19 protein-coding genes are annotated in these 17382 nt (G+C 66.8%); 8 read left to right on the top strand and 11 right to left on the bottom strand.

Going from position 1 to position 17382, the window contains the following annotated elements:
* Positions 1-54: 54 nt before the first annotated feature.
* The 3 genes from ngg to N0B71_RS16340 are packed head-to-tail and all read left to right on the top strand — an operon-like array spanning position 55 to position 3364.
* Positions 55-1854, top strand: a complete 1800-nt coding sequence (ngg, locus tag N0B71_RS16350; protein WP_259753640.1) for an N-acetylglutaminylglutamine synthetase — start codon at positions 55-57, stop codon at positions 1852-1854.
* The gene (locus N0B71_RS16345) at positions 1851-3074 is read left to right on the top strand and encodes an osmoprotectant NAGGN system M42 family peptidase (RefSeq protein WP_259753638.1); all 1224 of its coding nucleotides are present in this window, start codon (positions 1851-1853) and stop codon (positions 3072-3074) included. The genes ngg and N0B71_RS16345 overlap by 4 nt, the downstream gene beginning before the upstream one ends.
* Positions 3075-3133: 59 nt before the next feature.
* Positions 3134-3364, top strand: coding sequence for a YheU family protein (locus N0B71_RS16340; RefSeq protein ID WP_259753636.1), 231 nt, complete (start codon positions 3134-3136; stop codon positions 3362-3364).
* Positions 3365-3796: 432 nt separating this feature from the next.
* Here N0B71_RS16340 and N0B71_RS16335 read toward each other — a convergent pair whose 3' ends face one another.
* The 10 genes from N0B71_RS16335 to N0B71_RS16290 all read right to left on the bottom strand — a co-directional run bounded on the left by N0B71_RS16335 (position 3797) and on the right by N0B71_RS16290 (position 12204).
* Positions 3797-4126, bottom strand: coding sequence for a YnfA family protein (locus tag N0B71_RS16335; protein ID WP_259753634.1), 330 nt, complete (start codon positions 4124-4126; stop codon positions 3797-3799).
* 33 nt (positions 4127-4159) lie between these two features.
* The gene (locus tag N0B71_RS16330; protein ID WP_259753632.1) at positions 4160-4585 is read right to left on the bottom strand and encodes a hypothetical protein; all 426 of its coding nucleotides are present in this window, start codon (positions 4583-4585) and stop codon (positions 4160-4162) included.
* A 318-nt stretch (positions 4586-4903) separates the two neighbouring features.
* On the bottom strand, positions 4904-5716 hold the full coding sequence (locus N0B71_RS16325; protein ID WP_259753630.1) for an SDR family oxidoreductase: 813 nt from the start codon (positions 5714-5716) through the stop codon (positions 4904-4906).
* A 155-nt stretch (positions 5717-5871) separates the two neighbouring features.
* Positions 5872-6171 carry a hypothetical protein gene (locus N0B71_RS16320; RefSeq protein ID WP_259753628.1) on the bottom strand — a complete coding sequence of 100 codons (300 nt, stop codon included), beginning with the start codon at positions 6169-6171 and terminating at the stop codon, positions 5872-5874.
* A gap of 221 nt (positions 6172-6392) precedes the next feature.
* Entirely contained in the window at positions 6393-6551 is a 159-nt protein-coding gene (locus N0B71_RS16315; protein WP_017522017.1) for a DUF3309 family protein, read from the bottom strand.
* A gap of 120 nt (positions 6552-6671) precedes the next feature.
* Positions 6672-7298, bottom strand: coding sequence for a 3'-5' exonuclease (locus tag N0B71_RS16310; protein WP_259753625.1), 627 nt, complete (start codon positions 7296-7298; stop codon positions 6672-6674).
* Positions 7295-9085 (bottom strand): DUF294 nucleotidyltransferase-like domain-containing protein, encoded by a 1791-nt coding sequence (locus tag N0B71_RS16305; RefSeq protein WP_259753623.1) that lies wholly within the window; start codon positions 9083-9085, stop codon positions 7295-7297. The genes N0B71_RS16310 and N0B71_RS16305 overlap by 4 nt, the downstream gene beginning before the upstream one ends.
* Positions 9086-9160: 75 nt before the next feature.
* Positions 9161-10816 carry a cation acetate symporter gene (locus tag N0B71_RS16300; protein ID WP_259753622.1) on the bottom strand — a complete coding sequence of 552 codons (1656 nt, stop codon included), beginning with the start codon at positions 10814-10816 and terminating at the stop codon, positions 9161-9163.
* A complete protein-coding gene (locus N0B71_RS16295) occupies positions 10813-11124 on the bottom strand; it encodes a DUF485 domain-containing protein (protein WP_024763446.1) in 312 nt (103 codons plus the stop codon). Before N0B71_RS16295 ends, N0B71_RS16300 begins: the two co-directional genes overlap by 4 nt.
* Positions 11125-11349: 225 nt before the next feature.
* The gene (locus N0B71_RS16290) at positions 11350-12204 is read right to left on the bottom strand and encodes a glycine betaine ABC transporter substrate-binding protein (RefSeq protein ID WP_259753619.1); all 855 of its coding nucleotides are present in this window, start codon (positions 12202-12204) and stop codon (positions 11350-11352) included.
* Between the two features lie 282 nt (positions 12205-12486).
* Here N0B71_RS16290 and N0B71_RS16285 point away from each other — a divergent pair, with 282 nt between their 5' ends.
* Positions 12487-12708: a DUF2061 domain-containing protein gene (locus N0B71_RS16285; RefSeq protein ID WP_259753617.1), complete on the top strand. Its 222-nt coding sequence runs from the start codon at positions 12487-12489 to the stop codon at positions 12706-12708.
* A 77-nt stretch (positions 12709-12785) separates the two neighbouring features.
* Entirely contained in the window at positions 12786-14342 is a 1557-nt protein-coding gene (locus N0B71_RS16280; protein ID WP_259753616.1) for a glycoside hydrolase family 17 protein, read from the top strand.
* Between the two features lies 1 nt (position 14343).
* On the opposite strand, the gene N0B71_RS16275 is transcribed toward N0B71_RS16280, so the two are convergent.
* Positions 14344-14709, bottom strand: coding sequence for a hypothetical protein (locus tag N0B71_RS16275; RefSeq protein ID WP_259753614.1), 366 nt, complete (start codon positions 14707-14709; stop codon positions 14344-14346).
* A 112-nt stretch (positions 14710-14821) separates the two neighbouring features.
* On the opposite strand from N0B71_RS16275, the gene N0B71_RS16270 reads away from it, so the two are divergent.
* From N0B71_RS16270 to N0B71_RS16260, 3 genes are all read left to right on the top strand, one after another.
* Positions 14822-15388 (top strand): hypothetical protein, encoded by a 567-nt coding sequence (locus N0B71_RS16270; protein ID WP_259753608.1) that lies wholly within the window; start codon positions 14822-14824, stop codon positions 15386-15388.
* 69 nt (positions 15389-15457) lie between these two features.
* A complete protein-coding gene (locus N0B71_RS16265) occupies positions 15458-15943 on the top strand; it encodes a GNAT family N-acetyltransferase (protein ID WP_259753606.1) in 486 nt (161 codons plus the stop codon).
* 85 nt (positions 15944-16028) lie between these two features.
* Positions 16029-17378 (top strand): serine/threonine protein kinase, encoded by a 1350-nt coding sequence (locus N0B71_RS16260; RefSeq protein ID WP_259753604.1) that lies wholly within the window; start codon positions 16029-16031, stop codon positions 17376-17378.
* Positions 17379-17382: the final 4 nt, after the last annotated feature.

Genomic DNA, 17382 nt, shown 5'->3' with positions numbered 1-17382 from the left:
ACGACGCCGCCTTTCCCAACCGCCCAGGACAGATGCCTTATCAGGGAGCGCACGATGAAACCCCATTCCAACCTGCCCCACCCCCACAACCAGCGACTGCTGCGCGGTCAGGCACCGACCTACGAGCGGCTGCAGGCGCGCCTGGCCGGCGAGCATGCGCAAAGCCACGGCCCGCTGATCCTGCAATGCGGCTGGGGGCGCCTGCTGATCGGCCACACCTTCCCCAATGCGGAAACACTCGCCGCCGAGTTGCTCAACGAGCAGCCGGGCGAGCGCGACATCGCGCTCTACGTCGCCGCGCCGCAGCAGGTGCTGGCCCATGCGCCGCAGCAACTGTTCCTCGACCCCTCCGACGCGCTGCGTCTGTGGTTCACCGATTACCGCCCCGCGCGCCGGCCCTTCCGTGGCTTCCGCATTCGCCGCGTGCACAGCGACGACGACTGGGCAGCGATCAACCGCCTGTACCTGTCACGCGGCATGCTGCCGGTCGACCCGGCCAAGGTCACCCCGCGCCACCAGGGCGGCCCGGCCTACTGGCTGGCCGAAGACGCCGAGACCGGCACGGTGATCGGCACCGTCATGGGCATCAACCACGCCAAGGCGTTCCGCGATCCGGAGGGCGGCTCCAGCCTCTGGTGCCTGGCGGTGGACCCGCAATCCAGCCGGCCGGGAGTGGGCGAAGCGCTGGTGCGCCACCTCATCGAGCACTTCATGAGCCGCGGCCTGGCCTACCTCGACCTGTCGGTGCTGCATGGCAACCAGCAGGCCAAGTCGCTCTATCGCAAGCTGCGCTTCCGCGAGCTGCCGACCTTCGCGGTGAAGTGCAAGAACGGCATCAACCAGTCGCTGTTCCTCGGCCCCGGCCCGGAAGAAGGGCTCAATCCCTACGCCCGGATCATCGTCGACGAGGCCCATCGGCGCGGCATCGAGGTGCAGGTACAGGACGCCGACGCCGGCCTCTTCACCCTCACCCAGGGCGGCCGACGCATCCGCTGCCGCGAGTCCCTGAGCGACCTCACCAGCGCCGTGAGCATGAGCCTGTGCCAGGACAAGACCCTCACCCACCGCGCCCTCGACCGCGCCGGCCTGCGCCAGCCGCAGCAGCGCCTGGCCGGCACCGCGCAGGAGAACGCCGCGTTTCTCGAGGAGCACGGCGCGCTGGTGGTCAAGCCGGTGGATGGTGAACAGGGCCAGGGCGTGGCCGTGGACCTGCGCACCGCGGAGGAAGTGGAGAACGCCGTCGCCCACGCCCGGCAGTTCGACAGCCGGGTCATCCTCGAGAGCTACCACGCCGGCCAAGACCTGCGCATCGTGGTGATCGGCTACGAAGTGGTGGCCGCCGCGATCCGCCGCCCCGCCGAGGTGATCGGCGATGGCCGGCACAGCATCCGCAAGCTGATCGAGGCGCAGAGCCGCCGTCGCCAGGCCGCCACCGGCGGTGAAAGCCGCATCCCGCTGGACGGCGAAACCGAGCGCACCCTGGCCGCTGCCGGCTTCGGCTACGACGACGTGCTGCCCAGCGGCCAGCGCCTGGCCGTGCGGCGCACCGCCAACCTGCACACCGGCGGCGTGCTGGAGGACGTCACCGAGCGCCTGCACCCGACGCTGGCCGACGCCGCCATCCGTGCCGCGCGGGCGCTGGAGATTCCGGTCACCGGCCTCGATCTGCTGGTCACCGAGGCCGACCAGCCGGACTACGTGATCATCGAAGCCAACGAGCGGCCCGGACTGGCCAACCACGAGCCGCAGCCCACCGCCGAACGCTTCGTCGACCTGCTCTTCCCGCTCAGCCGGGAACTGCTGCACCGCGACAACCGTGACCAGCCACACCCCAACGTGGAGGCCCCGGCATGAGCCAACTGCCCCAACCGGACCTGAACTACCTGCAGCGTGTGCTGCTGGAAATGCTCGCCATCCCCAGCCCCACCGGCTTCACCGACACCATCGTGCGCTACGTCGCCGAGCGCCTGGAAGAGATCGGCGTGCCCTTCGAGATGACCCGCCGCGGGACCATCCGCGCGACCCTGCTGGGACGGCGCAAGAGCCCGGACCGCGCGGTCTCGGCGCACCTGGACACCATCGGCGCCATCGTCCGCGAGATCAAGCCCAACGGCCGCCTGGCCCTGGCGCCGGTGGGTTGCTGGTCGAGCCGCTTCGCAGAGGGCAGCCGGGTCACGGTGTTCTGCGAGAACGGCGTATTCCGCGGCAGCGTGCTGCCGCTGATGGCCTCCGGGCATGCCTTCAATACCGCCGTGGATACCTTGCCGATCAGCTGGGACCACGTCGAACTGCGCCTGGACACCTACACCGCCAGCCGCGCCGACAGCGAATCCCTGGGCGTGGCCATCGGCGATTTCGTCGCCTTCGACCCGCTGCCAGAGTTCACTGAGAGCGGCCACATCAGCGCCCGTCACCTCGACGACAAGGCCGGCGTCGCCGCACTGCTGGCCTCGCTGAAGGCCATCGTGGAGAGCGGCCAGGTGCCGCCCATCGACTGCCATCCACTGTTCACCATCACCGAGGAAATCGGCTCCGGCGCAGCTGGCGCACTGCCCTGGGACGTCAGCGAGTTCGTCGGCATCGACATCGCCCCGGTGGCCGAGGGGCAGAACTCCAGCGAGCACGCGGTCAGCGTGGCCCTGCAGGACTCCGGCGGGCCGTATGACTTCCATCTCTCCCGTCATCTGCTGCGACTGGGCGAACGCCACGAGGTGGCGGTGCGGCGCGACCTGTTCCGCTACTACCACAGCGACGCGCAGTCGGCGATCACCGCCGGCCACGACATCCGCACCGCCCTGCTGGCCTTCGGCTGCGACGCCACCCACGGCTACGAGCGCACCCACATCGACAGCCTCGCCGCCCTGGCGAAACTGCTGACCGCCTACATGCTCAGCCCGCCGGTATTCGACAGCGACGCGGAACCCAGCGAGGGCACGCTGGAGCGCTTCAGCAAGCAACTGGAGCATCCGGTCCACATGGAAAGCACCACCCACGTACCGCCGGTGGACGAGCTGATCGACAGCGGCGATGGGGCGTCCGACAAGGGCAAGGATGCGGACAAGGGCAAGAAGTGAAGCTGCGCGCAGCGCAGCGCGGGACTACAATCCTGCGCTGCGATTTGCGAGTACCCGCCATGCTGATTCCCTTTGAGCTCATCGAAGCCGACACCCTCAACAACCTGCTGGAAGACTTCGTCACCCGCGAAGGCACCGACAACGGCGACGACACGCCGCTGGACGTGCGCGTGGAACGCGCCCGCCATGCGCTCAAGCGCGGCGAGGCGGTGATCGTCTTCGACCCGGAAAGCCAGCAGTGCCAGCTGATGCTCAAGAGCGAAGTGCCGAGGGAATGGCTGGAGGAGTGAGCCAGTGGGTGAGCCTGGGCCTGTTGTCGGAACGGTTTCAGCCGCGACTTCGGCACGTTGGATCAACCGCTGCCCTCTCCCTAACCCTGGCTACGCGCCCCGCTCCGAAGGGAGAGGGGACTGGATTGGCGCCGGCTGAAATCAAGGCATCAGCCGGCACGTATAGCCCCCTCTCCCTTCAGGGAGAGGGCTGGGGAGAGGGTGTCCAGCACAAACGTCGAGGCATGCATAACCAGAACGTAGGGTGCATAACGCCCACGGCGTTATCCGCCAACTGCTGAACGGCGGATCAGAGCGCGAGACGCTCACCGACCGCTCCGTCGCCGCCGGTCATTCTGTTCGCGAGCAAGCTCGCTCCTACAGGTTTGGCCGGAGCGCGGGCGACGTAGGGCACTTAACGCGGAACGCTTTATACGGCCTTCGGAATCCCGCTCAAGGCGCGAGGCGCGGTCCGAGCAGCACGACGCTGGCGCCGATCACGCACAGCGCCACGCCCACCCAGTCGCTCCACAGCGGGCGGCTCTTTTCCACGAAGGCCAGCCAGAACAGTGAGGCGGCGACGTAGATGCCGCCGTATGCGGCATAGGCGCGCCCGGCGTAGTTCGCCTCGACGCGGGTGAGCAGCAGGGCGAACAGCGTCAGGCTGAGCAGGCCGGGGACGATCCACAGGGCGCTCCTGTCCAGGCGCAGCCAGAGGTAGAAGGCGTAGCAGCCGGCGATCTCGCAGAACGCGGCGAGGACGAACCAGAGGTAATTGATCACAGCGGTCTTCTCTTGAAGGGCAGTCGGGAGAATTCAGCCGCGCAGACCGCCCTCGCGTTCCCAGGCGCAGCGCACTTTCAACTCGCCTTCGCGCGGGCTGTGGAAGCCGTTCTCGGACTCCCAGCGGAAGGTGTGGCTGCCGTTCACTTCCGTTTCCAGGTGCACCACCGCGCTGGCCCAGTAGAGGCGGCGCAGCAACGCTTCGAACTGTTCGACCCAGAGTTTCCACTCGTACTCGATGGCCGGGTAGCTGGCGCCGAAATGGATCACCTGGGACTGGTAAAGTCCCGCGCCTTCGGTCTCGCAGCGGCTGAACATCTCGCGGCCGAGGAACGGCCAGGCTTCGCCCATGGGCAGGCTGTCGAGCACCTTGCGGTTGGCGGCGCGGCGCAGGCGGCGCTCCATCGAGTCGCCGGGCCAGTCGCGAATGCAGCCATAGACGATGGATTCGGAGTGCAAGCGGGTGATTCCTTCAATGACACCGGTGCCTTCTAACACAGGCCTGGCATCGCGCAAAGCGCGAATCCCCGACGCTGCGCAGTAGCCCGAAAAAGCAAAAGCCCCGCGACATTCGCGGGGCTTTCACCGGGGTCCAACGTACATCAGCCAGGCAGGCCGGTGACTAAAACTAACCCTTTGCACCGAGCTGGGCAAGCCCTCTCTTTCACTGCACCGAAAGGGGGCAAATTTCTACGTCAAAACCTGCCGAGCGAGCGTGCGAGCCGGAACGGAACAAGGCACCGCCGTGCCGACGCGCAGCAGATCGTCATCCGCTTCTCAGCCCAGGCTGCGGCGCTTGGCCTGCATCTTCTCCGCCATCTTCGCCATCTCGTCGTACAGCGCCTGGGGGTTCTGCTGCTTGATCTGCCAGGCCAGACGGCCCTGCTCGTGGGGCAGGATCATGAACACGTCGCGGGCGACTTCCTGGTGGATGTAGTCGGCGATGTAGGCGGCGCTGATCGGCGAGCTTTCCAGCAGCTTGCCCACCTGGGTCTTCATTTCCGGGCTGGGGCCGCGGAAGGAGTCCAGCAGGTTGGTCTGGAAGAACGACGGGCAGACCACGTGCACCTTCACGTCCACCAGGCTGAGGTCGGCCAGCAGGCTTTCCGAGAGCGCCACCACGCCGGCCTTGGCGACGTTGTAGTTGCTCATCGCAGGGCCCTGCATCAGCGCAGCCATGGAGGCGATGTTGATGATGCGCCCCTTGCTCTTCTCCAGCAGCGGCAGGAAGGCCTTGCAGCCCTTGACCACGCCCATCAGGTTGATCGAGATCTGCCAGTCCCAGTCCTCCAGCGACAGTTCGCTGAAGAAGCCGCCGGAGGCGACACCGGCATTGTTGACGATGATGTCGATGCCGCCGAATTTCTCTTCGCAGGACTGCGCCAGCTGGGTCAGCTGGCTGTAGTCGCGCACGTCGCAGCGCTGGGTGAAGCCGTCGCCGCCGGCCTCGCGCACCAGCTTGAGGGTTTCCTGCAGGCCTGCCTCGTTGACGTCGGCCAGCGCCAGCTTCCAGCCCTCGCGGGCCCAGCGCAGGGCGATTTCGCGTCCGAGGCCGGAACCGGCGCCGGTGATCATGATGCGATTTTGCATAGGGGAGGTCTGCCTTTTCTTGTCGTGTTCGGGACGGAGGGTCGACAAGGACATGTCGACCACTGTGGCCCGAAGTGTAACCAAGGCTTTCAGCCTCCAGCGGCGAAATCAGGGCGCTGAATGCCCCCGGCAAACCGCCGGCGCACCAGCGCGGATCAGGCCTGGAGCAGCACGCAGAGTTTGCCCAGCACCAGGGCGATGCCGGCACAGACGAGCAGGTGGGCGGCGCAATTGAAGCGCTCGCGCTTGAGCTGGGCGAAGCCGCTGATACGGTAGCGCAGCATGAACACGCCCAGCGCCAGGGGAATGGCCGGGCCAAGGAAGGCGAACTGCCAATAGCGGTGCGGGTTGGCAACCGGGTCCAGGGTCATGGCTTCGGCCAGCGGCGGCAGGCCCAGCCCGCACTGGACGAGCAACCACACCACGCCCAGTACAAGCAGTACAACACCGAGCATCCCTACGACTCCCTGATGGCAAAGGCCCAGTATGGTAGTGCAGGTCTTGGCGATGGGATGTGCGACGAATCACCCTGTGGCGTATCGGCGCGGTGACAAAGGCGGGGAACGTTTAAAGCTGCGGCGAGGGTCGAGCGATCGCGGACGGAGTCCGCTCCTATGCACGACTCAGTGCTTTTCGTAGGAGCGGATTCATCCGCGATGCTCTCAGCGAAGCTCGGTCAGATCCTCCCGAGCAACAGCAACACCAGCAGCACGACCAGCACCACGCCGATCACGCCCGAGGGGCCGTAACCCCAGTTGCGCGAGTGGGGGAAGACCGGCAGGCCGCCGATCAGCATCAAGATCAGGATGATCAACAGGATAGTCCCGAGTCCCATATCGTCTCTCCTCTTTCAGTCGACGAGGGGCGATGGCTCGCGGGATGCGATTGGCCAGCGCTTGTAGATACCGACCGGGACGGCGACAGGAAGATTCAAAGAATCTGCGCAGGGTCGGCCTCAGCTCAGGTCGCGCGGCAGCGAGCCCTTGCGCAGGCGCAGGAACATCAGCGCGGCGGTGCGCGCGTCGCCGATGGCGGTGTGGCGGCCTTCGATGGGGATATCCAGATTCCGCGCCAGGGTGTCGAAGCGCAGGTCCAGGTGCAGGTCGGGGAAGCGCCGGCTCATCTTGCGGTGGTAGATCTCCGAGACCTCCACCCGCGGGTTGTCCAGCCGCGCGCCGAGCTGCTCGCGCAGGTGGCGACGCAGCACGGCGACGTCGAAGGACAGGTAATACCCCAGCAGCGGCCGCTCGCCGATGAAGGCCTGTACCCGACGCAGCGCCTCCACCAGCGGCAGTTGGCCTTCGAGGTCGGCGCGGCGCAGCTTGTGGATGCGGATCGACTCCCCGTCCAGCGACGGCGGCGGCTCCACCAGCAGCTCCAGGCGCTCGCCGAGGATCAGCTTGCCATGGCGGATCACCACCGCGCCGATACTGAGGATGTCGGCCTTGCGCGGGTCCAGGCTGGTGGTTTCCAGGTCCAGCGACACCAGCTCTTGCGCCTGCGCCGGGTCGTGCCGCCACCAGTACAGGCGGCGGCGCCAGGCGGACCAGTGCGGATCGGGTGCAGCAACGCAGGCGTTCATCGGGTCTCCAGGTGGAATTGGCGGGTCAGGCTCTGCTTGAACTTCTTCACCGTGTGCAGCCCGAAGCGCAGCAGGTCGCGCTCGTGACGACTCAGGCGCGATACATCCAGGCCCTGCACGCGGCCGTCGCGCTGGCCGTCCAGTTGCTGGCGCAGGCGCAGCTGGAGCAACAGCTCGAAGGTTTCGGCCAGGTTGTCGGCCAGCGATTCGTCCAGCACGCCGAGCGCTTTCAGGGCAGCCAGGCGGCCGAGGGTGCCGCGCTCCTCCAGCCCATGCCGCACCGCCAGCACGCGGGCGCCGTGGACGATGGGAAAGAGGCCGCCACGCTTGACGTCCAAATGCGCGTCCTGGGTCTTGAGCTGACCGAGGAAGGTCAGCGGCGTGTCGAACTGCAGCGCCGGCATGGCCAGGTCGCTCATCCAGCGGCCCGTGTCGCCGGCCAGTGCGTTCAGGCACTCGCGCAGGCCGTCGAAAAGCTGTCGGTTGCCCGCCACCGGCCAGGCATCGGCGAGGATCGACAGGCGCATCAGTTGCTCGGGGCGCCCCTGCAATGGCAGCTCGCGCAACTCGCGCTGCCACTGGGCCAGTGGTTTGCACCACTCCGGCCGGCTGGCCATGACCCCGCCGGGGCACGGCGGATAGCCGAATTCCAGCAGCGCCGCGGAGAAGCGCTGCATCAGCAGCAGCCCCTGCTCCACCGGCAGGCCGTCATCGAGGATCAGCGCGTTGTCCTGGTCGGTCTTGAGCAGCTGTTCCGCGCGCCCTTCGCTGCCCATCACCAGCAGGCAGCAACGGCCGCGCAGTACCGGCGGGACCTGCAGTTCGAACAGACGCTCGAGCAGCTGTTCGTTGAGGGCGCTGACCAGCTGCATGATGAAACGCAGGCGAATGCCATTGCCCGCCAGGGTCGCGATCAGCGTGTGCAGGGTCTCGGCGGCGGCGCGCAGCTCGGCCTCGCTTTCGGCGCGGGCGATACGCAGCGCCAGCACATGGGAGTGGGTGGAGAACAGGCTGAGCACCTGGGTCAGGTGCAGCAGGCCGACCACCCTGCCCTCCTCGCACACCGCCACCCGTTCGATGCGCTGGCGGGTCATGAGGATCATCGCGTCGAAGAGGAAGTCCCCCAGCTCCACGTGGCTCAACGGGCGGTGCGCCAGCGGGCCGATGGGTTGCGCCTCGCTGAAGCCGTCGCGAAAGTGCGCGGTCATCAGGTCGGTGCGGGTGACGATGCCCAGCGCGCCGTCCTCGCGCACCAGCAAGGCGTCCGCGCCACGGCTCAGCTGCAGGCGCGCGGCGTCGCCCAGGGGCAGCGCAGGCTCCACTTCGAGGGCCGGCAACAGGTGTTCGCGGGCGATGCGGGTGAGGATGAATTCGGCGAGGTTCTGCCCGTCCCGACGCTCCAGCTGGCGCTTGCTGGCCAGGTCCGCGCGGAAGAAGCGGGCGAACTGCGGGTTGTCCGCGCACAGCTGGTGGAACACCGTGGCCGGCAGTTCGTAGACGATGCTTTCTTCCACCGCCTGGTAGCGGTGCTTGCTGCTGCCGGAGAACAGCCCGCGCACGTCGAACAGGTCCTCGGCGCCGTACTGGGCGAACAGCTTGCCGTCCTCGCCGCGCTCCTCGATCACGCCCTTGAGCACGACGAACAGGCACGGCACCGGCGCGCCGGCGTCCAGCAGTACTTCATCGACCGTGTAGTAGCCCACGCTCAGCGCGTCGCGCAGCTGCTCGCGCTCCAGCGGGCGGAGCTGGTCGAAGGGTGGCGAGGCGAAGTTGAAATCGTCGGACATCCGTCATCCGTCCCTGTCAAAAAAGCGGGGCCGGAGGTGTCGCCACCCCCGGCCCCGGCAGGTTAGCTCAGGCTGTCAGTGGGCGACGGCGCCCGTGGCACCCAGGCCGGTCTGCGAGCGGATGAACTGCGGGAAGAAGCGCGCGCGCTCTTCGTCGGCCGCAGTGGACTTGTCGGTGATGGAGAAGAACCAGATACCGATGAAGGCCACGGCCATGGAGAACAGCGCCGGGTATTCGAACGGGTAGATGGGCTTCTCGTGGCCGAGGATCTGCACCCAGATGGTCGGGCCGAGGATCATCAGCACCACGGCGGTGATCAGGCCCATCCAGCCGCCGATCTTGGCGCCACGGGTGGTCAGCTTCTTCCAGTACATGGAGAGCAGCAGCACCGGGAAGTTGCAGCTGGCGGCGATGGAGAAGGCCAGGCCGACCATGAAGGCGATGTTCTGCTTCTCGAACAGGATGCCGAGGATGATCGCGACCACGCCGAGGCACACGGTGGTGATCTTCGACACGCGCAGCTCGTCCTTCTCGTTGGCCTTGCCGCCTTTCAGCACGCTGGCGTACAGGTCATGGGACACGGCCGAGGCGCCGGCCAGGGTCAGGCCGGCCACCACCGCGAGGATGGTGGCGAAGGCCACGGCGGAGATGAAGCCCAGGAACAGGCTGCCGCCCACGGCATCGGCCAGGTGCACCGCCGCCATGTTGTTGCCGCCCAGCAGGGCGCCGGTGGCGTCCTTGAAGTCCGGGTTGGTGCTGACCAGCAGGATCGCGCCGAAGCCGATGATGAAGGTCAGGATGTAGAAGTAGCCGATGAAGCCGGTGGCGAAGAACACGCTCTTGCGTGCTTCCTTGGCGTCACTGACGGTGAAGAAGCGCATCAGGATGTGCGGCAGGCCGGCGGTGCCGAACATCAGCGCGAAGCCCAGGGAGAACGCGGAGATCGGGTCCTTCACCAGGCCGCCGGGGCTCATGATCGACTCACCCTTGGGGTGAACCTTGATGGCTTCGGAGAACAGGGTGCTGATGTCGAAGTTGACGTGCTTGAGCACCATGATCGCCATGAAGGTGGCGCCCGAGAGCAGCAGCACGGCCTTGATGATCTGCACCCAGGTGGTGGCGAGCATGCCGCCGAACAGCACGTAGAGCACCATCAGAATGCCAACCAGCACTACCGCGACGTGGTAGTTCAGGCCGAACAGCAGCTCGATCAGCTTGCCGGCGCCGACCATCTGCGCGATCAGGTAGAAGGCCACCACCACCAGCGAACCGCAGGCGGACAGGGTACGGATGTCCTTCTGCTTCAAGCGGTAGGAGGCCACGTCGGCGAAGGTGTACTTGCCCAGGTTGCGCAGGCGTTCGGCGATCAGGAAGAGGATGATCGGCCAGCCGACGAGGAAGCCGATGGAGTAGATCAGGCCGTCGTAGCCGGAGGTGAACACCAGCGCGGAAATGCCCAGGAAGGACGCGGCGGACATGTAGTCGCCGGCGATCGCCAGGCCGTTCTGGAAGCCGGTGATGCTGCCGCCGGCGGTGTAGAAGTCGGCGGCGGACTTGCTGCGCTTGGAGGCCCAGTAGGTGATGCACAGGGTCAGGCCGACGAAAGCGACAAACATTACGATGGCGGAGACGTTCAGCGGCTGGCGCTGCACCTCGCCAGTGAGGGCGTCAGCCCAGAGTGCGGGGGCAAATGCGGCCAAAGCGAGGGCCGCTGAGATTCGGCCTTTCATTGCTGGGCCTCCTTGAGGATTTCCTGGTTCAGGCGGTCGAATTCACCGTTCGCGCGGCGCACGTAGATGCCGGTGAGCACGAAGGCAGAGAGGATCAGCCCGACGCCCATGGGGATGCCCCAGGTGACGGACGAATCGGCACTGATCTTCGCGCCGAGCAGCTGCGGCTGGAAGGCGATGAGCAGGATGAAGACCACGTACAGGCCCAACATGATCAGGGAGAGCAGCCAGGCGAATCGCTCGCGCTTGGCCACCAACTCTTTGAAGCGCGGATTGGTATCAATCCGCTGGTAGATGCTGTCGTTCATTTTGTTCTTGTCCTCACAGCGGGGATGACGCGGATGTCGTCGATCCCTAATTTATGTCGCCGCTGCAAGCGCTCCAGACGACTTTAGTCGTAGCGGGAGGCGGACCGGTTTCGCGTTTTTTTCGAACAAGCCCGGAATAGACGCTGCCGCATGAAAAAATCCCCCGCGAACCTTCCGGTTCGCGGGGGATTTTTCTGTGTCGAAGGCGGGGTTGGCGCTAACGGCTTACAGCCATTGCTTCACCCGATCCGGGTGCGCCTCGACCCACTTCTTGGCAGCCACTTCCGGCTTCTCGCCGTTCTGCACGGCGAGCATGACTTCGCCGATTTCCTGGCCGTCCTTCCACTGGAATTTCTTCAGGAAGGCCCAGACTTCCGGCGCCTTCTTCTCCAGCGCCGGGTTGGCGACGCTGTCGACGTGCTCCTCTTCGCCGTAGACCTTTTTCGGGTCTTCGAGGAACTTCAGCTTCCACTTGGCGAACATCCAGTGCGGAATCCAGCCGGTGACGGCGATGGCCTTCTTGTCGTTCTCCGCGCGGGTCAGCTCGGCGATCATGCCGCTGCCGGAACTGGCCACCAGTTTGTAGTCCAGGCCGTAGTCCTTGATGGCCTGGTCGGTCTTGAGCATCACCCCGGCGCCGGCGTCGATGCCGACGATGCGGCCGTCGAAGTCGGCCTTCTGCGCCTGCAGGTCGGCGATGCTGTTGGCTTTCACGTACTCGGGCACGATCAGGCCGATCTTCGCGCCCGGGTAGTTCACGCCCAGGTTGACCACCTTGTCCTTCATCTTGTCGTAGTAGGCGCCGTGGGTGACCGGCAGCCAGGCCGAGAGCATGGCGTCGAGCTTGCCGCGCGCCACGCCCTGCCACATGATCCCGGCCGCCACCGGCATCAGCTTGACCTGGTAGCCGAGCTTCTCGCGCATGATCTCGGCGGCGACGTGCGTGGTCGCCACGCTGTCCGACCAGCCGTCCACGTAGCCGATGGTAATTTCCGGCTTGGCCGCCGCAGTGGCCAGCCCGGCTGCCGCCGACAGCACCAGCCCTGCGCCCAGGCCCAACAGGCGTCGCATCATTCGCATGGTTTTCTCCCCGTGATTTTATCGGCGCGCCTGGGCGAACCCGGCGCATTTCGCGGTCTTGGCCGCCCCTTCATGATCGGCGCACGCTGCTGGCGAACTGCTCTGAGAGCGACGCCAAGCCGTCCGATCCGCGACAGAACCCGTCCATCCACGACCGCGCCTTTCCATCCACGACGAGGGTGCCGGCCTATCGCCTCCATGCAGAGGCTCGATTACCGGAATGGGCGCGGGCGCAGTAGTCTTTCAGCAACGGAGAATCATTCTCACCTGAGGATCGCCACCATGCTCAAGACCGTCACCTTCACCCTGATGCACTTCACCATCGCCTTCAGCGTCGCCTACGCGCTGACCGGCAGCATCACCGTGGGCGGTCTGGTGGCGGTGGTCGAGCCGCTGTGCAACGCCGTGGGCTTCCACTTCCACGAGAAGTTCTGGAAGCGCATCGAAGGCGCTGGCGCGGGCGACGCCGCACCGGCGCACAACTGGATTCACCGCCACGCCTGAGCGGCGGTGCAGGTGGGCACTGACGGCGGCCGAAGGCGTTGCTAAGATGCGCGCCTCGTCACGGTTCGCGTGCCCCCATGCCCCAGTCCTCGCGCTTTCCGCTCCTCCCCTATTGCCTCGCCCTGCTGCTTGCCGTGACCGCCCTCTGCGGCCTCTGGTACGGCCTGGGCAAGCCGGTGATCCTGCCGGACGCGGCGACGCCCACGCACAAGCTGCAGTGCGCGTCCTACAGCCCGTTCGCCAAGGACCAATCGCCCTTCGACCAGCCCTTCGTCCTGCGCCCGGAGCAGATGGACGCGGACCTGGCCCTGCTGGCGACGCGCTTCGAATGCGTGCGCACCTATTCGATGACCGGCCTGGAAGGCATTCCGGCGCTGGCCCGCAAGCATGGGCTGAAGCTGATGCTCGGCGCCTGGGTCAACGCCAACCCGGTGGACACCGAGCGTGAGGTCGAGGCGCTGATCAAGGCGGCCAACCAGTACCCGGACGTGGTCCAGGCGGTGATCGTCGGCAACGAGACCCTGCTGCGCAAGGAAGTCACCGGACGCTACCTCGCCGGACTTATCCACAAGGTGAAGGCCCAGGTGCGCCAGCCGGTGACCTATGCCGACGTCTGGGAGTTCTGGCACCAGCACCCGGAAATCGCCCCGGCGGTGGACTTCCTCACCATCCACCTGCTGCCCTACTGGGAAGACAACCCCACCCGCATCGACGACGCCCTCGCCCACGTGGCGAAGATCCGCGAGGACTTCGGCCGCGAGTTCGCGCCCAAGGACATCCTCATCGGCGAGACCGGCTGGCCCAGCGAAGGCCGCCAGCGCGAAACCGCCCTGCCCAGCCGGGTCAACGAGGCGCGCTTCATCCGTGGCTTCGTGCACATGGCCGAGGAAAAGGGCTGGCACTACAACCTGATCGAAGCCTTCGACCAACCGTGGAAGCGCCAGAGCGAAGGCGCCGTGGGCGGCTACTGGGGCCTGTTCAGCGCCGACCGCGAGGAAAAGGGCGTGCTTGCCGGGCCGGTCAGCAACCTGCCGCGCTGGCCGCTGTGGCTGGGGCTCTCCGGCGCGATCCTGCTCGCCGGGCTGCTGGCGGGCGGCCGCCCGGGTTCTGCGCGCAATGCCGTGCTGCTGCCGCTGGCCAGCGCGCTGGGCGGCGGCTGCATCGGCCTGTGGCTGGAGCAATCGGCGATCACCAGCCGCTTCTGGGGCGAATGGCTATGGGCCGCGGCGCTGACGGGCCTGAACCTGCTGGTGCTGCTGCATGTCAGCCTGGCCCTGTCGGCTCGGGCGGGCTGGCGCTCGTCGGCGTTCGCCTGGCTGCAACGCCGCGCCGGCCTGTGGCTGGGGGCCGCCGGTTTCGCCGGCGCGGTGCTGATGCTGGGGATGGTCTTCGATGCGCGCTACCGCAGCTTCCCCAGCGCCGCCCTGCTGTTCCCCGCGCTGGTCTACCTGTGCCGGCCGGTCGCCGCGCCGCGCCGCGAAGCGCTGCTGCTGGCGCTGATCATCGCCCTGGGGATTCCGGCGCAACTGGCGCTGGAAGGGCTGAGCAACCTGCAGGCGCTGGGTTGGGCGGCGGTGAGCCTGCTTCTGCTCGGCGCCCTGCTGCGTGGGCTGCGCGCCGAACGCTGCGCATGAGTCAGTGCGGTTGCGCGCGGACCAGGCGCAACCCCGCCAGCACCACGGCGAACACGGCAAACCCGGCGTTGTAGAGCACCAGCGCCGGCAGGCCGAACAGCATCGCCAGCACCGCCAGCCACCAGCCCGCCTGGCGCGGCGCGAAGAACGCCAGCAGCGAAAGGCCCAGCGCCAGCTTGCCGAACACGGCGAAATGAATCGCCCAACCCAAGCGCTCGCGCACACCGCACTGCCAGCGCGCGGCCTCGTCGGCGCAGATGCCGACCCAGCGGCCATCCTCCATCAGCCCGTAACGCAGGCCATAGCTGGCAGCCAGCCAGAGCGCCAGGGCGAGCAGCAGGAGGATCACGGGGAAACGACGGGACATGGCGCCACGACTCCGGGCAGGCGGGGAAATCGGCGCCCAGCATAGCGAGCATGGGGGCCGATGCAAGGGGCGCCGATTCGCGCCTAGACTTCGTCCATCCACGGAGCCTTCGATGAAGCGATCGTCCCTGTTCCTGCTGGTCTGCCTGGCGACCAGCTTCTGGTGGCTATGGCCGACCGACCGGCCCGCGGCGCCGCAGCCGCGCAGCCAGGCCTTGGCCGACGGCGGGTGGCGCGTCGAGCGCTATGCCATCTACCCGTTGCAGGACTTCAGCATCGAGGCGCGCGTACTGGGCCGCGAGGATTACCACCTGGGCCGCGAGGCTGAGCTGTCGCCCACCGACCTCGCCCTGGGCTGGGGCCCGATGGATGACCCGATGGTGCTCGCCGATATCCGCATCACCCAGGGCAACCGCTGGTTCTACTGGCATGCCGACACGCTGCCGATACCGCGCCGCGAGTTGGAAACCCACGCCGCCAACATGCACATGATCCCGGCCGACGACGCCGTGGCGCGCGCCCTGGCCCAGGTCCGCGCGGGCGAGCACGTTCGCCTGGCGGGCAAGCTGGTGCGCGTCGAGGGCGACGACGGCTGGCGCTGGGTCAGTTCGCTGACCCGCGAGGACACCGGCGCCGGCGCCTGCGAACTGGTCTGGCTGGAGCGCCTGGAGCACTATTGAAAAGCCCTGTTGCCAGCGGCGCGGGGCTTTGGGCATGCTCGGCAGGTTTCGCTTTCCAAGGAATTGCCCATGCCTCGCGTCACCCTGCGCCCCGCCACTCCCGACGACATCCCGCTGATCCTCGAACTGATCCGCGAACTGGCCGACTACGAAAAACTGGTCCACGAAGTGAAGGCCGACGCCCAGCGCATGCGGGATCACCTGTTCGGCCCGCGCCCCTATGCCGAGGTGCTGATCGGCGAAGTGGACGGCACGCCGCAGGGGTTCGCGCTGTTCTTCCACAACTACTCCACCTGGCTCAGCCAGCCCGGCATCTACCTCGAAGACCTCTACGTGCGCCCCGCCGCCCGTGGCGCCGGCCTGGGCAAGGCGCTGCTGACGGAACTCGCGCGGCTGGCGGTGGAGCGTGGCTGCGGGCGCCTGGAATGGTCGGTGCTGGACTGGAACGAGCCGGCCATCGGCTTCTACCGCAGCCTGGGCGCTCGCCCGCAGGACGAATGGACCGTCTATCGTCTAACCGGCGACGCGCTGAAAGACCTCGCGCGCAAAGGCTGACAAGCGAGTCGCACTTGTAGGAAATATGCTGGTCTTACTCGGCGGCCAGCCTAGAGTTGGCCCTCCTTTGAAAGGACTCCGAACCATGACACTTCTTCGCCGCGTGGCCGCCTTGATCGGCGGCCTCGCACTGGGACTCGCCGGGCCGGCTTTTGCCCGCGATGTGGATCAGGCCAACTACGGCTTCCCGCTGCTCAACCCGTTCGAGGCGACCATCGCCACCACCCCGCCGGAGCTGCGCCCGCAGCTGCCGGAAGACGATGACATCCGCCAGTCCGACTACGCCCTGAAGCTGCGTCCGGAGCGCGAGTACGAGCTGCCGAGCAACTTCTGGCCGGTGAAGAAGCTGCATTACCGCCTGGCCCGCCAGGACCACGAGGCGCCGCTGGTGTTCATCATCGCCGGCACCGGGGCGAACTATGCCAGCAGCACGCCGGAGTACCTCAAGCGCCTGTTCTACGGCGCCGGCTACCACGTGGTGCAGCTGTCCTCGCCGACCAGCTGGGACTTCATGGTCGGCGCCTCCCGCGTCGCCACCCCCGGCTATACCCCCGACGACGCCGACGACCTGTACCGGGTGATGCAGGCCGTGCGCGCGCAGCATCCGGACCTGCCGGTCAGCGACTACTACCTGACCGGCTACAGCCTGGGCGCGCTGCATGCGGCGTTCGTCAGCAAACTCGACGAGTCCCGCCGCAGCTTCAACTTCAAGCGCGTGCTGCTGCTCAACCCGCCGGTGAACCTGTACACCTCGGTGAGCAACCTCGACAAGCTGGTGCAGACCCAGGTCAAGGGCATCAACGACACCAACACCTTCTATCAGGTGGTCCTGGCCAAGCTGACCCGCTACTTCAAGCAGAAGGGCTACGTCGACCTGAACGACGCCTTCCTGTTCGACCTGCAGCAGTCCAAGCAGCACCTCTCCAACGAGGAGATGGCCATGCTGATCGGCGCGGTGTTCCGCTTCTCCTCCGCCGACATCGCCTTTACCTCCGACCTGATCAACCGCCGCGGGCTGATCACCCCGCCCAAGTACCCGATCACCGAAGGCACCAGCCTGACGCCCTTCTTCAAGCGCGCCATGCAGTGCGACTTCGAGTGCTACATGACCGACCAGCTGATGCCGCTGTGGCGCGCCAAGTACGACGGCGGCAGCCTGCCGCAACTGGTCGACCAGGTCAGCCTGTACGGCGTCCAGGATTACCTGAAACAGAGCCCGAAGATCGCCGTCATGCACAACGCCGACGACGTCATCCTCGGCCCCGGCGACATCGGTTTCCTGCGCCGCACCTTCGGCGATCGCCTGACGCTCTACCCGCGCGGCGGCCATTGCGGCAACCTCAACTACCGCGTGAACGCCCAGGACATGCTGGATTTCTTCAAGGGACAGAATGCCGCTTCCGCAGGCATCGCCACCGCGCAGACAGGGAACTGACGCC

The sequence above is a fragment of the Pseudomonas sp. GCEP-101 genome (assembly GCF_025133575.1).
Lineage (GTDB): Bacteria > Pseudomonadota > Gammaproteobacteria > Pseudomonadales > Pseudomonadaceae > Pseudomonas > Pseudomonas nitroreducens_B.
The sequence above is the reverse complement of the archived record's forward strand: the minus strand, read 5'-3'. Positions and strand labels throughout refer to the sequence as shown.

Bases quoted from the DNA above. Each gene is read 5' to 3' on its own strand.
- ngg (WP_259753640.1), top strand. From the start codon at position 55: ATGAAACCCCATTCCAACCTGCCCCACCCCCACAACCAGCGACTGCTG.
- N0B71_RS16345 (WP_259753638.1), top strand. From the start codon at position 1,851: ATGAGCCAACTGCCCCAACCGGACCTGAACTACCTGCAGCGTGTGCTG.
- N0B71_RS16340 (WP_259753636.1), top strand. From the start codon at position 3,134: ATGCTGATTCCCTTTGAGCTCATCGAAGCCGACACCCTCAACAACCTG.
- N0B71_RS16325 (WP_259753630.1), bottom strand. From the start codon at position 5,716: ATGCAAAATCGCATCATGATCACCGGCGCCGGTTCCGGCCTCGGACGC.
- N0B71_RS16320 (WP_259753628.1), bottom strand. From the start codon at position 6,171: ATGCTCGGTGTTGTACTGCTTGTACTGGGCGTGGTGTGGTTGCTCGTC.
- N0B71_RS16315 (WP_017522017.1), bottom strand. From the start codon at position 6,551: ATGGGACTCGGGACTATCCTGTTGATCATCCTGATCTTGATGCTGATC.
- N0B71_RS16310 (WP_259753625.1), bottom strand. From the start codon at position 7,298: ATGAACGCCTGCGTTGCTGCACCCGATCCGCACTGGTCCGCCTGGCGC.
- N0B71_RS16305 (WP_259753623.1), bottom strand. From the start codon at position 9,085: ATGTCCGACGATTTCAACTTCGCCTCGCCACCCTTCGACCAGCTCCGC.
- N0B71_RS16300 (WP_259753622.1), bottom strand. From the start codon at position 10,816: ATGAAAGGCCGAATCTCAGCGGCCCTCGCTTTGGCCGCATTTGCCCCC.
- N0B71_RS16295 (WP_024763446.1), bottom strand. From the start codon at position 11,124: ATGAACGACAGCATCTACCAGCGGATTGATACCAATCCGCGCTTCAAA.
- N0B71_RS16290 (WP_259753619.1), bottom strand. From the start codon at position 12,204: ATGCGAATGATGCGACGCCTGTTGGGCCTGGGCGCAGGGCTGGTGCTG.
- N0B71_RS16285 (WP_259753617.1), top strand. From the start codon at position 12,487: ATGCTCAAGACCGTCACCTTCACCCTGATGCACTTCACCATCGCCTTC.
- N0B71_RS16280 (WP_259753616.1), top strand. From the start codon at position 12,786: ATGCCCCAGTCCTCGCGCTTTCCGCTCCTCCCCTATTGCCTCGCCCTG.
- N0B71_RS16275 (WP_259753614.1), bottom strand. From the start codon at position 14,709: ATGTCCCGTCGTTTCCCCGTGATCCTCCTGCTGCTCGCCCTGGCGCTC.
- N0B71_RS16270 (WP_259753608.1), top strand. From the start codon at position 14,822: ATGAAGCGATCGTCCCTGTTCCTGCTGGTCTGCCTGGCGACCAGCTTC.
- N0B71_RS16265 (WP_259753606.1), top strand. From the start codon at position 15,458: ATGCCTCGCGTCACCCTGCGCCCCGCCACTCCCGACGACATCCCGCTG.
- N0B71_RS16260 (WP_259753604.1), top strand. From the start codon at position 16,029: ATGACACTTCTTCGCCGCGTGGCCGCCTTGATCGGCGGCCTCGCACTG.